This is a genomic window from Sphingobium sp. LMC3-1-1.1, assembly GCF_040676285.1.
Taxonomy (GTDB): Bacteria; Pseudomonadota; Alphaproteobacteria; order Sphingomonadales; family Sphingomonadaceae; genus Sphingobium.
Genome location: NZ_JBEGHQ010000089.1, coordinates 1 through 13,243, shown reverse-complemented (window position 1 = coordinate 13,243; position 13,243 = coordinate 1). Strand labels below are relative to the sequence as shown.

The 13,243-nt window shown below is 67.8% G+C and carries 11 protein-coding genes and 1 rRNA gene; 6 read left to right on the top strand and 6 right to left on the bottom strand.

Features of this window, described 5'->3' with window-relative positions:
- Positions 1-54 precede the first annotated feature (54 nt).
- The gene (locus MRBLMC3_RS22240; protein ID WP_363752615.1) at positions 55-1,107 is read left to right on the top strand and encodes an aromatic ring-hydroxylating dioxygenase subunit alpha; all 1,053 of its coding nucleotides are present in this window, start codon (positions 55-57) and stop codon (positions 1,105-1,107) included.
- Positions 1,108-1,211: 104 nt separating this feature from the next.
- On the opposite strand, the gene MRBLMC3_RS22235 is transcribed toward MRBLMC3_RS22240, so the two are convergent.
- The 6 genes from MRBLMC3_RS22235 to MRBLMC3_RS22210 are packed head-to-tail and all read right to left on the bottom strand — an operon-like array spanning position 1,212 to position 8,013.
- The gene (locus tag MRBLMC3_RS22235; protein WP_363832452.1) at positions 1,212-1,688 is read right to left on the bottom strand and encodes a YaiI/YqxD family protein; all 477 of its coding nucleotides are present in this window, start codon (positions 1,686-1,688) and stop codon (positions 1,212-1,214) included.
- A gap of 52 nt (positions 1,689-1,740) precedes the next feature.
- Positions 1,741-1,962, bottom strand: a complete 222-nt coding sequence (locus MRBLMC3_RS22230; protein WP_363832449.1) for a hypothetical protein — start codon at positions 1,960-1,962, stop codon at positions 1,741-1,743.
- A gap of 47 nt (positions 1,963-2,009) precedes the next feature.
- Complete coding sequence (locus tag MRBLMC3_RS22225; protein ID WP_363832447.1) at positions 2,010-5,222, bottom strand: efflux RND transporter permease subunit; 3,213 nt, start codon at positions 5,220-5,222, stop codon at positions 2,010-2,012.
- A gap of 3 nt (positions 5,223-5,225) precedes the next feature.
- Entirely contained in the window at positions 5,226-6,347 is a 1,122-nt protein-coding gene (locus MRBLMC3_RS22220) for an efflux RND transporter periplasmic adaptor subunit (protein WP_363832444.1), read from the bottom strand.
- Positions 6,347-7,615, bottom strand: coding sequence for a TolC family protein (locus MRBLMC3_RS22215; protein ID WP_363736854.1), 1,269 nt, complete (start codon positions 7,613-7,615; stop codon positions 6,347-6,349). Before MRBLMC3_RS22215 ends, MRBLMC3_RS22220 begins: the two co-directional genes overlap by 1 nt.
- A 59-nt stretch (positions 7,616-7,674) precedes the next feature.
- Positions 7,675-8,013: a hypothetical protein gene (locus tag MRBLMC3_RS22210; RefSeq protein ID WP_363736856.1), complete on the bottom strand. Its 339-nt coding sequence runs from the start codon at positions 8,011-8,013 to the stop codon at positions 7,675-7,677.
- Between the two features lie 161 nt (positions 8,014-8,174).
- Between MRBLMC3_RS22210 and MRBLMC3_RS22205 the strand changes: the two genes are divergently transcribed.
- The 5 genes from MRBLMC3_RS22205 to MRBLMC3_RS22185 all read left to right on the top strand — a co-directional run.
- Positions 8,175-8,471 carry a putative quinol monooxygenase gene (locus tag MRBLMC3_RS22205; RefSeq protein ID WP_363832441.1) on the top strand — a complete coding sequence of 99 codons (297 nt, stop codon included), beginning with the start codon at positions 8,175-8,177 and terminating at the stop codon, positions 8,469-8,471.
- Positions 8,472-8,483: 12 nt separating this feature from the next.
- On the top strand, positions 8,484-9,140 hold the full coding sequence (locus MRBLMC3_RS22200) for a glutathione S-transferase (protein ID WP_363832439.1): 657 nt from the start codon (positions 8,484-8,486) through the stop codon (positions 9,138-9,140).
- 94 nt (positions 9,141-9,234) lie between these two features.
- The gene (locus MRBLMC3_RS22195; RefSeq protein ID WP_363832437.1) at positions 9,235-9,951 is read left to right on the top strand and encodes an HAD family hydrolase; all 717 of its coding nucleotides are present in this window, start codon (positions 9,235-9,237) and stop codon (positions 9,949-9,951) included.
- A gap of 140 nt (positions 9,952-10,091) precedes the next feature.
- Positions 10,092-12,491 carry a hypothetical protein gene (locus MRBLMC3_RS22190; RefSeq protein WP_363832434.1) on the top strand — a complete coding sequence of 800 codons (2,400 nt, stop codon included), beginning with the start codon at positions 10,092-10,094 and terminating at the stop codon, positions 12,489-12,491.
- A gap of 455 nt (positions 12,492-12,946) precedes the next feature.
- A 16S ribosomal RNA gene (locus tag MRBLMC3_RS22185) occupies positions 12,947-13,243 on the top strand; the annotation flags it as partial.

Below are 13,243 nucleotides of genomic sequence, written 5' to 3'. Positions count from 1 at the left end.
CCTACAGTGCAAGCCGCCGCCGCGCGAAAGGGCGGACGATCCCTGGAGAGAGACATGCCGCGATCCGCCCCCACCCCGAAGCCCTGGCCGAGCGACGCCTGGTACATTGCCTGCACCCCCGACGAACTGGCGGAAAAGCCGCTTGGCCGGACGATCTGCGGCGAACCCATGGTCCTTTATCGCGGCAAGGACGGCAAGGTGGCGGCGCTGGAGGATTTCTGCCCGCATCGCGGCGCTCCGCTGTCGCTGGGCTTCGTGCGGGACGGGGATCTCGTCTGCGGCTATCACGGCCTGGCCATGGCCTGCACGGGTCATGCGGCGTCGATGCCGGGACAGCGCGTGAAGAATTTCCCGCCCATCCGCTCCTACCCGGCGATCGAGCGCCACGGTTTCATCTGGGTCTGGCCCGGTGAGGCGGAGCGGGCGGACGAGGCGAAGCTGCACCCGCTGCCCTGGGCGGAGGATGCGGGCTGGGCCTTTGGCGGTGGCCTCTATCATGTCGCCTGCGATTATCGGCTGATGATCGACAACCTCATGGACCTGACCCATGAAAATTATGTCCATGCGGGCAGCATCGGCCAGCCCGAGATTGACGAGGCGCCGGTCACCACCCGCGTCGAGGGGGATGAGGTCGTCACCACCCGCGTCATGTCCGCCGTGCAGGCGCCGCCCTTCTGGCGCATGGCGCTGCGCAGTGCAGGCCTTCCCGACGACGGGCTGGTCGACCGCTGGCAGATCTGTCGCTTCAGCCTGCCCAGCCATGTCATGATCAAGGTCGGCGTCGCCCTGGAGGGGCGCGGCGGACCTGACGCCGATCCTTCGGCCAAGGCCGCCGCCGTGGTGGTCGATTTCATCACGCCGGAGACCGAACATAGCCATTGGTATTTCTGGGGCTTTGCCCGCCAGTTCGCGGTGGACGATCCCGCCGTCACGGCCTCCATCCGCGAGGGTCAGCGCAAGATCTTCAGCGAGGATCTGGCCATGCTGGAGCAGCAGCAGGAGAATCTGCTGCGCCGGCCGGACCGCAAGCTGCTCAAGCTCAATATCGATGCCGGCGGCGTTCGTTCGCGCATGATGATCGAACGCGCCATCGCGGCGGAGGCATAGAGCGATTTCCAGGCGATCGGAATCGATCGCCGGTCAGGAAATCGCGGCAACAGCAGATCCTTGGCGATTTCCAGGCGATCGGGGCTCCCCTCCCGCCCGCGTTATCAGGATCGCCGTTTCAGGCGCACGATCGCTTCGTCCAGGGCCGACAGGAAGCGCGACCGATCGGCCCTGGCGAACGGCGCGGGGCCGCCGATGCCGTCGGTCAGCATGCCGGCGCGCAGATCGGCCTTTATCGCCCGCACGGCCACGGCATTGCCGATCGACCCATGGGTGAAGGGCTTGCCGGTCGGCGCGATCACGGCGCCACATCCCGCCTTCAGGCATCGGTCGGCCAGCAGGATGTCGGCGGTGATGATGATCGATCCCGCATCGCCATGCTCGACGATCCAGTCGTCCGCCGCGTCGAACCCGTCGCTGACGATGACGCGGGAGACGAGGGGATGCGCGGGCACCCGGATCAGACTGTTGCTGACGACCACGACCGGCACGGCGTGGCGCCAGGCGACCTTGTAGATTTCCTCCTTCACCGGGCAGGCGTCGGCATCGACAAGGATGTTGGGCGTCGGGGTCTGGCGCATGGCTGACGCTCCATGCACTGCCGCATGGCGATCGTGCAAGGCCGGATCACCGTCATCGCCGGTCATCGGTGGGCGGCTCTGGCCGGGCAGGCAGTTCGTCCAGCCTGGCGAGCAGATCCTTGAACAGCTCGTCATCCCGCACGGGAAAGTGCCGCCGGAATCCCTGGCCGAGGATCTCAAGATCCCTGGCTGTCAGCAGCCCGATGGAAACAATCTCGTCCGGCACGGCATCCTCCTTGCGGCAGGGAACGGTGCGGGAGCTCGCAAGTGCCAAGGATTCCGCCTGCGATATGAAATCTGTCGCCGCGGCCCGCCATCCTCTCAGGGGACGGCCGTCCCCGCTGCCCCGCCAGCGTCGCTGGTCGACCCGCGCCTGCCGAAGCGGGCATAGAGGGTCGGCAGCAGGAACAGGGTCAGCAAGGTCGCGGAAACAAGGCCGCCTATGACCACCGTGGCCAGCGGCTTCTGCACTTCCGCCCCGGCGCCGGTCGCAAGCGCCATCGGCATGAAGCCGAGCGATGCGACCAATGCCGTCATCACCACCGGCCTCAATCGCGCCAGCGCGCCCGCCTGAGCCGCCTTGGCGCGATCCACGCCGCGCGCCACCAGATCCTGGATCGACGTCACCATCACCAGTCCGTTGAGCACGGCGATGCCCGACAGGGCGATGAAGCCCGCGGCCGCCGAGATGGAAAAGGGCATGCCGCGCAGCGCCAGCGCCAGCACGCCGCCGACCAGGGCGAGGGGGATGCCGGTGAAGACGATCGCGGCGTCCCGCACGCTGCCGAGCGCGCCGTAGAGCAGCAGGACAATGAGCGCGAAGCAGGCCGGCACGACCAGCAGCAGCCGGTCCCGCGCCGATGCCAGATTTTCGAACTGGCCGCCCCATTGGAGATAGGTGCCGGCCGGCAGCCGCACCTCCCTTGCGATCCCCGCCCGCACGTCGGCGACCACGCTGGACACGTCCCGGCCACGCACATTGGCCTGCACGACGACCCGCCGCTTGCCGTTTTCGCGGCTGATCTGGTTTGGCCCGTCGACCAGGGCGATGCGGGCGACGCTGGCCAGCGGCACGAAAGCGCCCGACGGCGTCGGCACCGGAAGCTGGCCCAGCGTCTCGACATTGCTGCGCGCCTCCTCCCCCAGCCGGATCGTGACGGCAAAGCGTCGGTCGCCCTCGAAGATCATGCCGGCGTCGCGCCCGCCCACGGCGGCGGCCAATATGTCCTGCAACGCCCGCGCGCTGATGCCCAGTCGCGCCATGGCGTCGCGATCGGGCTGCACGTCGAGGATGGGCAGCCCTTCGGTCTGTTCCACCCGCACGTCGGTGGCGCCCTTCGTCCGGCGCAGCACGGCGGCGATGCGGTCGGCCGTGCCGCTCATCTGGTCGGCATCGTCGCCGAAGACCTTGACGGCGATGTCGCCCCGGACGCCCGCGATCAGTTCGTTGAAGCGCATCTGGATCGGCTGGGTGATCTCATAGGCGTTGCCGGGCAGCATCGACAGCCGCTGCTCCAGCCGTTCGACCAGCTCCGCCTTGGGAAGGCGCGGGTCGGGCCATTGCGCGCGGGGCTTCAGGATGACGAATGTGTCGGTCGCATTGGGCGGCATGGGGTCGGAGGCAAGCTCGGCCGTGCCGGTCTTGGAAAAGACGAAGCGGACCTCCGGCTCCCGCGCGATCGCGCGTTCGACCTCGAACTGCATCGCCTGGCTCTGGTCGACCGAAGTGCCCGGCACGCGGACCGCCTGGACGAGGATGTCGCCCTCGTCGAGCTGGGGCAGGAATTCCTGTCCCAGCATCGAGAAGCCGGCGATGGCGGCAAGGAATGCCGCAATCCCGATGCCGATCGTCCGGCCCGGCCGGCGCATCGCCGTCTCCAGCCCCGGCTGATAGCGGGCGTTCAGCCAGGACATGATCCGCCCCTCCTTCTCCTCCACGGGTTTCGACAGCAGCAGGGCCAGCATCGCGGGGACGAAGGTCAGCGAGAGGATGAAGGCGAAGGCGAGCGCGAGGATGACCGTCATCGCCATCGGCGTGAACGTCTTGCCCTCCACCCCGTCCAGGGTGAGGAGCGGGATATAGACGAGGATGATGATCGCCTGCCCATAGACGGAGGGGCGTATCATCTCGCGCGCGGCGGCGGTCACCGCGCAAAGCCGTTCGTCGGGGGTGAGCGGCCGGCCCCTGTCATGCTGATGCCCGGCGATCCGTCGCAGGGCGTTTTCCACAATGATGACGGCACCGTCGACGATGAGCCCGAAGTCGAGCGCGCCCAGGCTCATGAGGTTGGCCGATACGCCGCCGCGCAGCATGCCGAAGCTGGTGAGCAGCATGGTGACGGGGATGACGAGCGCGGCGATCAGCGCGGCGCGGAAGTTTCCGAGCAGGGCAAACAGCACGACGATGACCAGCAGCGCCCCTTCGGACAGGTTCTTCGCCACGGTGCCGATCGTTGCGTGGACCAGGGCCGTGCGGTCCAGGACAGGCTGGACGATGACATCGGTCGGCAGTGAGGCGTTGATCTCTTCAAGGCGCCGGGCGACCGCGGAGGCGACGGCGCGGCTGTTCTCCCCGATCCGCATCACCGCGGTGCCGACGACGACTTCCCGGCCATTTTCGGATGCGGAACCCATGCGCAGCGCCTGGCCGGTCCGCACCGTCGCGACCTGATCGAGCAGGATGGGAACACCCTCCCGCGTGGCGATGACGGTGCGGGCAAGATCGGCGGCATTGCGAAGGCGGGCATCGGACCGGACGGTCAGGCCTTCCCCGTTGCGGTCGATGACGCCCGCGCCGACGGCGCTGTTGTTTTCCTCCAGCGCCGTCGCCAGGTCGCCGAGGCTGAGCTTGAGCGCCGCGAGCCGCTGGACATCGGGCGCCACCTGATATTGCTTCACATGGCCGCCAATGGCGTCGATGCCGGCAAGACCCGGCGTGTTCTTGAGCAGGGGAGCGACGATCCAGTCCTGCACCGTGCGCAGATAGGTCGCCTGATCGGACGCGCCGACCAGCCGCTCGCCCTCCGGCGTGATATAGCTGCCGTCGGGCTGGATGCCGGGTTCGCCGGGCGCATGCCGGTCGTCCTTGCGGTGGGCCAGATGGACGGTCCACATATAGACTTCGCCCAGCCCCGTGGCGATCGGCCCCATTTCGGGCGTGACGCCAGCGGGCAGGCTCTCTTCCGCGCCGCGCAGCCGTTCGGCGACCTGGGCCCTGGCGAAATAGATATCGGTGGATTCGGTGAAGACGGCCGTCACCTGAGCAAAGCCGTTGCGGCTCAGCGAACGGGTATGTTCAAGGCCCGGCACGCCCGCCAGCGCGGTCTCTATGGGAAAGGCGACCTGCTTTTCGACCTGTTCGGGCGACAGCGCGGGCGCGCGGATGTTCACCTGCACCTGGTTGTTGGTGATGTCGGGGACGGCGTCGATGGGCAGGCGGCTGAGCGCCCAGGCGCCGATCACGGCCGCGATGAGGGTGACGAGCAGCACAAGCCAGCGCCGCTCGACCGAAAAGGTCACGATACGCCCGATCATGGATCAATCCTCGTGCGTGGCTTCGCTCTTTCCGAGCTCGGCCTTGAGAGTGAAGCTGTTGGCGACGGCGATCTGTTCGCGGCCGGTGAGGCCCGACAGGATGGTGGCGGCATCGCCATTGGGCTGGCCGACCGTGACCGGCACCGCCCGGAATCCCTGCGCCACGCGGACGAAGACCGTCGAGCGTCCCTCGACCATCTGGATCGCACTGGCGGGAATCGTCATTCCGCCGCTGCCGCCCGTCACCGCGATGGCGGCGGTAACCGGTTCGCCGACGCGCCATTGGCCGTCGCGATTGTCGATGATGGCGAGAACGGGGACGAGGCGCGTCGTTTCGTCGAGCACTGGGGAAACGAAGCTGACGCGCGCGCCCGTCCTGCGTCCCGGCGCGCTGATGTCCACGCTCGCGCCCGGCCGGATGCGGCCCGCATCGGCAGGGGAAAGCGACAGGCGAACCGCCAGCCGCGAGAGATTGGCGACGCGATAAAGCTCCGCATCGGCGGCCACCATCTGCCCCAGGGTGACGGTGCGGGCGATGACCTGGCCGCTGATCGGTGCGACGATGCCCAGCCGGTTGAGGCCGCCTCCTCCGCCCCCTGCCGCCGCGACCTGCTGCCGCGCGAGGCGCAGCGCGATCCCCGCTTCCGTCGCGGCGGTGCGGGCCGCGATCAGATCCTGTTCGGGCGAAACCCGTTCGGCGAACAGGCGCTGTTCCCGCTGCAGGTTGGACCGGGCGAGCGCCAGACGCGCCTGCGCCGCCTCGACCTCTGCCTTCAGCGATGCGGCCTCGCGGCTTTCGATCACCGCCAGAGTGTCGCCCCTCTTCACCTCCTCGCCCAGATTGCGCGTGAGCGACACCACGCGTCCGCCGATGGCGGCGGACACGACCTGCGTTCCCTGGGGGTCGCCCTCTATCGTGGCGGGCAAGGTGATCGCGCCGCCGCCAGTCGTCGGGCGGGCCAGCTCGATGCCCGCGGCGGCGATCTGCTGCGCGGTGAGGTGGATCAGTCCTTCCTCGCCAGCATGCGCCTCCCCCTCGGCATGGCTCTCCGGCGCGGGCGCTTCGCAGGCGGCGAGGGAGGACAGCAGGATGGCGGCCGCTACGGTCTGCTGGAGGATGTTCATCAATTGTCTCCCTGGTCCGGCGCGCGAGCGGTCAATCGCTCCAGCTGCGCCTGTGCGTCATGATAGGCGAGCAGCGCCGCTATGGCGGCTGCCCTGGTTTCGGTGAGCGTGCGTTCGGCATCGAGCAGGTCGAGCTGGCCGAACTTGCCCTCGCGATAGCCGATGCGCGCGATGCGGGCGGCTTCCTCGGCGGCTGCCAGCGCCGGTCCGGTCGCCGTCGCCGCGCCGATGGCGGCGTTCGCGGCCTCCGCCTGCGCGCTGGCTATCGCCTGGGCGACCTCCTGCGCGGCGATGCGCCGCCTGGCTTCGGCGCGGCGCTGTTCCGCCATGGCCTGGCCAACGGCCGCCCTGCCGCCGTTGAAGACGGGGAGGGGGAGGGACAGGCTGAACAGCGCGGCATTGTCATGGGTCGCTTCCAGCCGGCGGGCGCCCGCGCCCACCGTCAGGTCGGGAATGCGCTGGCTGCGGGCAAGCCGCACCTGCGCGCTGCTGGCCGCCAGATCGGCGTCTGCGGCTGCCAGCGCCAGCGTCTGCGCCGGATCCATGGGCGCCAACGGACCCTGGATCGAATCGATGCGATCGAACCAGCTTCCGTCCAGCGGGCCGGGGATGGCCTGCCCGATCCGCTGGGCCAGGGTGAAGCGCGCCACTTCGGCGGATCGCTCCGCCCTGGCAAGCGCGGCCTGCGCATTGATCCGCGTCAGCCCGGCGCGCTGCACCTCGATGGGGGAGGCGCGCCCGGCGCGCACGCGGGCATCCGCGGCGCGCAGGCCTTCTTCGGCAATCCGAAGCTGGTCGCGCGCATTGCCCGTGCGCCGTTCGGATGCCACCGCTTCCGCATAGGCGCGCGTCACCGCCCATCGAAGGTCGGCCGCCGCCATCGCCTGTTCGATCAGGGCGCGATCGCGCTGCGCGCCTGCGACGGCGAGCCGCGCCGACCGCTTGCCGCCCAGTTCCAGCGGAATGGCCACAGAGGATGTCGCCTCCAGGCTCTGCGTGCCGGAATAGGGCCCGGTGCCGGCCACATTTTCAGCTTCGAGCGTGACGACCGGGTTTGGCCGCAGGCCCGCCGCGGCCTGTGCGGCCCTGGATGCGTCGACGCCGGCGGCGGCGGCGTCCAGTGCGGGCGATGCGGCGCCGGCCAGGTCGAGGGCCTGGCTGAGCGTCAGGCCTGGTTGCGCCTTGGCCGCCGGCGCGGACGGCACTTGTGCCTGCGCTGCGGACAGGGATGAGGCGGCGGCAAGCCATGCCGCCAGCAAGGGGTTCATGTTCGGTAACTCCTGACAACTGTTGACCGCCTGCGCGATGCGCAGGCCGGGCGGCAGGGTCAGGCGATAGGCGGCCGCAATTCGGCTCGCGTGGGGGCGGCGCCATGGGGCGAAGAGGTCCAGCGCAGCCTGGCCGTCCGCTGGGCCATTGCGGGCGCGATTTCCGATGCGGCAAAAGCGGCCGCGACATGATGGCCATGACAGCCGCCATGATGGTGGGGATAGGCACGGTCCGCGTCGCCGGACGCCTGCCCCTCATCGTCGCCATCAGGGCTTTCGGCCGCCGAGGGCGACACCCCATCGATGCAGCCGATCGGCTCCATGGCGTGCGCGACCGATGCCGTCGCAAAGGACAGCGTCAGGGCAAGACATGCCAACAGGGCGAACAGCCGGTTCATCGACTCGTCCTTAACGCGGATTTTCCGGCTGGTTGCAAGGAAAGAAATGCCTGTTGCCCGATCGCAGCCCGCTTGATCGGCGCGCCCGATCAGGCATGAGGACATGCAAGGCGGCGGCGCGCTCCCGCAGCGCCCGCTCATCAGCAAAAGGAATCCTGCCCATGTCCGGACCCGTTAAGATCGTCGCCGTCCTGACCGCCAGAGCCGGCAGGGAGGCGGCGGTGCGTGCCCTGCTCGATTCCATGCTGGCGCCCAGTCGGGCGGAGCCGGGCAATCTGCGCTATGATCTGTGGCAGGATCAGGCCGATCCCGCTCGCTTCATCCTCGATGAACTCTATGTCGATGACGCCGCGATCGCCGCCCATCGCGCAAGCCCGCATTTCCAGGCCTATCTCGCCCAGATCGGCGATCTCGCGGAGCGCAGCGCCTTCGTGCTCGACGCCGTCGCCATTGCCTGAAGTGGAGGCGGCATGACAGTCCCCATCCTCTACAGCTTCCGCCGCTGCCCCTATGCGATGCGGGCCAGGCTGGCGCTGGCGATCAGCGCCACGCAGGTCGAACTGCGCGAGGTCAGGCTGTCGGCAAAGCCGGAGGCGATGCTCGCCGCCTCGCCCAAGGGAACCGTGCCCGTATTGGTCGCCGCCGACGGCAAGGTGATCGACCAGAGCATCGACATCATGCGCTGGGCGCTGGCGCGGCATGATCCGGAAGGCTGGCTCGACCGCGATGATCCCGCGCTCATCGCCGCCAATGACGGGCCGTTCAAACAGGATCTGGACCGCTACAAATATCCGGGGCGGCATGGAGTCGATGCCGAGGGCGCTGCCGAAACGCACCGCGCCGGCGGGCTCGCCTTTCTACACGCCCTCGACGACAGGCTGACCGGATCGCCGCATCTGTGCGGCGCCCGGCGCGGGCTGGCCGACGCTGCCGTCATTCCGTTCGTGCGGCAGTTCGCCGCCGTCGATCCCGGCTGGTTCGAGATGCAGCCGCTCCCCTGCCTGAAGAAATGGCTGTCCGATTATCTGGCTTCGGACCTGTTCGACGCGATCATGCTGCGCGTGGCGCCGTGGTCGCCGCCCCAGGATGATCGCCAGGCGATCGAAACCGGCGGCCAGTCAGACTGACGACTGCGCCGGAGCGTCCGGGCCCGCAATCCCTGCATCTGCGGGTGCGGCCTATGCACTCGCAAAAGCGCGGCAGAAACGCCACATGGATGGCATGACCGCGTCGACCCTTGCCAGCAGTGAACCCGCCATCCTCAATCGCCGCCTGCCCGATCCGGTGCGCGCGGTGATTTTCGACATGGACGGCACGCTGCTGGATACGGAGGCGGAACATCGTCGCACGATGGCGGAGGCCGCCGCCGCCCTGGGCTGGCCCTTTTCCGAGGCGTTGCAGCTTGCCATGGTCGGCATTCACCGCGATGCGAACCAGGTCATGCTGGCGGAGCATTTCGGCGCGGACTTTCCGCTGGAGCAGTTCTATGCCGACAGCGACCTGCTGTTCGAGGCGGCGCTGGAGGCGGCCGTGCCGATGCGTCCCGGTGTCGAGCCGACATTGGCCAGGCTGGCCTCCGCCGGTATCCCCATGGCCATAGCGACCTCCACGGAGGCGCCCCATGCCTGCCGCCGGCTGGAGAAGGCGGGCTTGCTCGACTATTTCGACATTGTCGTGACGCGCAACGATGTCGATCGGCCAAAGCCGCATCCGGAACCCTATCTGCTGGCGGCCAGGCGCCTGGGCGTGGCGGTGACCGATGCGGTGGCGGTGGAGGACAGCTATGCCGGCGTGCGTTCGGCGGCGGCGGCCGGCATCGCGACGGTGATGGTCCCCGACCTGCTGCCGCCCACCGATGCGGAGAGGGGATTGGTCGCGGCGGTGCTGCCCAGCCTGCACGATCTGGCCGCGCTGATCCTGGACGAACCGAGGGAATAGCCGTTCGTCCCGCGATCCTGACCCTTCGCCGCAAAACCGGTTGCCTCTCTCCGCCTTCTTGGAATTGGCCCCTCTTGGAATTGGAAAGCCGATGTGGGACAGCGGGGTCCGGATCGCTGACAGGAAGATGTCGAAACCCTATGCCGCTGCCCGACCGATGGAAGATCCTGTCCTGGACCTGCGGTGCCGCCGCCATCGCGCTGTCGGCCGCAACGGTGCAGGCGGCCGATCCCGCGCCGTTCGAGCTTGGCGGCCCGGGTCTGCGCATCACCGTCATGCGGGGCAAGGACGTGCTGCCCATCGCGCAGGTGCCCAGCCTGGCCGAAGGCGACCAGCTGTCGATCAGGGCCGACCTGCCGGAGGATCAGGGCACGAGATTCCTGCTGCTCTCGACCTTCCTGCGGGGCGCCACCAACCCGCCACCCAAGGATTGGATCAGGTCCGCCGAAACCTGGAAGAAGAAGGCGAAGGACAACAGCCTCAGCCTGACCGTGCCCAAGGGCGCGCGGCAGATGACGCTCTTTCTGGTTCCGGAAACGGGCGGCGCGCTAGGCACGATCGAAGATGCGGTACGCGGCAAGCCGGGGGAGTTCGTCCGGGCGACGCAGGAACTGAACCAGGCATCGCTCGACCGGTCGCGGCTGGACGCCTTCATGGCGGCGATCCGGGCGCAGGAAAACACCCATCCCGAATTTCTGCGATCGGTCGCGCCAGCGCTGGCGCGCAGCCTGTCGATGAAACTCAATGACGAATGTCTGTCCAAGGTGGTCGAGCTTCAGGCCAATTGCCTGCTGGAAAATCGCGAACAACTGGTGCTGGCCGACGTGCACAGCAGTTCCATTGCGGAGACGCTGACCGGCGCGCCCACCGATCTGGCGCTGCAACTCAGTTCCACGCGGGAGGCGGGCTATGGTTTCTACAGTCCCTATATCGGCGTGGTGCGCGACCTGGCGCGGATTTTCGGCGCGTTCAGCAATCCGGAGTTCGACTATCTGCCGACGCTGAGCGTCCGGCGGGACGATGCCGCCGCGCTGCTGCTCAACAAGGCGCCTTCCTTCCAGAAGCCCAAATCCGTGTTGGTCGTCGGCATGCCCGCGATAGAGGCGGACAGTCCGCCCCGCCTGCGGAGCGCGGCCAACGGGCCGATCTGCGCCGCGCGCCCCGGCGTGGTGCTTCCTGTCGAAGGCGCGCCGCTCATCTATTCGACCGCCTATGCGCGCGACATGACCGTGAAGCTGACGGCGGCGAGCGGCGAGACGATCGACCTGCCGGTGGAGGCGCGGGCGGACCGGGGCGGCTATGTCGTCAAGGGCAACGGCCCGCTTCCCGCCGCGTTCCGGGGCACGGTGAAGGGGCATCTTTCCGGCTATTGGGGGTTCGAGCGGTTCGACGGCCCGGATTTCTCGCTGCAACTGCCCGGCGATGCACCCTGGAAGGTGGCTGGCGAGGAACCGACGCTGGTGGTCGGCCGCGACAATGAGCTGGGCCTGACCGGCGAGGCGCCTGCCTGCGTCGAGGGCGTGACGTTGCGGCAGGGTGACGGCGCACCCCAGTCGCTGGCGTGGAAGGTGCAGGGAAACGACACCCTGCTGCTGACGCTTCCCCTGGCCGAGCGCAGGCCCGGCGACATCAGGCTGGAGGTCAAATATCAGGGCATGGCCACGCCAACGGCGCTGTCACTGAAGGCCTATGCGCAGGCGAGCAGGCTGGACGCGCTCAGCCTGCATGCGGGGGACCATGAGGCGGTCCTTTCCGGTCAGCGGCTGGATCAGGTCGCGGGCGTCGATCTGGCGGGCATGGCGCTGGTGCCCGATGGGCTGACGCGGGATGGGTCGGTGGATCGGCTGCGGCTGGTCGCGAAGGGGGATGGCGCTGCGCTCAAGGCCGGCGACAAGGCCACCGCGCGGGTGCGGCTGAAGGACGGCCGCACCGTGGATCTTGCCGCAGCGGTAGAGGCGGCGCGGCCCCGACTGACCCTGCTCAGCCGGACCGTTTCGGCGGGGACGGTGGAGGGACGCCGGCTGCAGCTTCAGGGCGAGGGCCTGTTGCCCGACGATGGACGGCTGGTCTTTTCGGTACGGGCTGAGGAGGGCGGGGCCTTTCGGCAGGATGACGTGCTGGAGATCGCATCGGCGGATGGCGCGAATGCCGTCAGGCTGAGTGGCCCCAACGGCCTCAGGCTCTCCGGCCCGGAGGTCATGGTCGCGACGCTCGATCCGGCGACGCTGGCGCCCGCGGCGGGGCCGCTCCGGTTCCGTCTGCTGCGCGGCGAGGGGGCCAGCGACTGGCAGCCCCTGGTAACGCTGGCCCGCCTGCCGCATATCGACGGCGTCAGTTGCGAGGCGCGCTATTGCACGATCAAGGGGCGCGACCTGTTCCTGATCGATGCGGTGGACGGTACGCCGGGCTTCCAGAAACCCACGGTCGTGGCGCAGGGTTTCACCGGATCCAGCCTGCAGGTGCCGGCGACGCGGGACGGCAGGTTCTACATCCGGCTGCGCGATGCACGGGACCAGGCAGTCATACTCAACGCGAGCTGATCTCCGCTCAAAGGAAGCCGAACCTCCGGGAGGGCGGTCGAGCGGAAACCCGCCTTTTCCCGCGACCGGAGGAAATTTTCGGAAATCCTATTTTTCCTGTTGACCGACTCATTCGACGCGCCTAGATGCCACTCCACCGACGCGGTGATGCCCTCCGGTTTTCGCTGCGCACGGTCGCCAATATCAAGGATGGCCAAATCCTCGGAAGATTTTTCGAGGATCCATGGTTGTCCGCTTCTGATATTTGGTTGTCGGTTCTTTGACATTGTAGATTGATGAAGGGACATGTGGGCGGCGGCTCCGGGTTCTGACGGCTTCTGGGCGTCGGAAATTCGGTTAAAGCAAGCCATTACTCACAATGTCCTTACACACCATGTAAGATTTGTGCAGGAATGGCTCCTAGAAATGAGCGGTTCTATCTTGGGATTATTCCTCCTGGGATAGGATCGGACATCAAACTTGAGAGTTTGATCCTGGCTCAGAACGAACGCTGGCGGCATGCCTAATACATGCAAGTCGAACGAGCCTTTCGGGGCTAGTGGCGCACGGGTGCGTAACGCGTGGGAATCTGCCCTTGGGTTCGGAATAACGTCGGGAAACTGACGCTAATACCGGATGATGACGTAAGTCCAAAGATTTATCGCCCAGGGATGAGCCCGCGTAGGATTAGCTAGTTGGTGAGGTAAAGGCTCACCAAGGCGACGATCCTTAGCTGGTCTGAGAGGATGATCAGCCACACTGGGACTGAGACA

What these genes read in the sequence shown, in the direction of transcription:
- MRBLMC3_RS22240 (WP_363752615.1), top strand. Translation starts at nt 55, where the DNA reads ATGCCGCGATCCGCCCCCACCCCGAAGCCCTGGCCGAGCGACGCCTGG.
- MRBLMC3_RS22235 (WP_363832452.1), bottom strand. Translation starts at nt 1,688, where the DNA reads ATGCGCCAGACCCCGACGCCCAACATCCTTGTCGATGCCGACGCCTGC.
- MRBLMC3_RS22225 (WP_363832447.1), bottom strand. Translation starts at nt 5,222, where the DNA reads ATGATCGGGCGTATCGTGACCTTTTCGGTCGAGCGGCGCTGGCTTGTG.
- MRBLMC3_RS22220 (WP_363832444.1), bottom strand. Translation starts at nt 6,347, where the DNA reads ATGAACATCCTCCAGCAGACCGTAGCGGCCGCCATCCTGCTGTCCTCC.
- MRBLMC3_RS22215 (WP_363736854.1), bottom strand. Translation starts at nt 7,615, where the DNA reads ATGAACCCCTTGCTGGCGGCATGGCTTGCCGCCGCCTCATCCCTGTCC.
- MRBLMC3_RS22210 (WP_363736856.1), bottom strand. Translation starts at nt 8,013, where the DNA reads ATGAACCGGCTGTTCGCCCTGTTGGCATGTCTTGCCCTGACGCTGTCC.
- MRBLMC3_RS22205 (WP_363832441.1), top strand. Translation starts at nt 8,175, where the DNA reads ATGTCCGGACCCGTTAAGATCGTCGCCGTCCTGACCGCCAGAGCCGGC.
- MRBLMC3_RS22200 (WP_363832439.1), top strand. Translation starts at nt 8,484, where the DNA reads ATGACAGTCCCCATCCTCTACAGCTTCCGCCGCTGCCCCTATGCGATG.
- MRBLMC3_RS22195 (WP_363832437.1), top strand. Translation starts at nt 9,235, where the DNA reads ATGACCGCGTCGACCCTTGCCAGCAGTGAACCCGCCATCCTCAATCGC.
- MRBLMC3_RS22190 (WP_363832434.1), top strand. Translation starts at nt 10,092, where the DNA reads ATGCCGCTGCCCGACCGATGGAAGATCCTGTCCTGGACCTGCGGTGCC.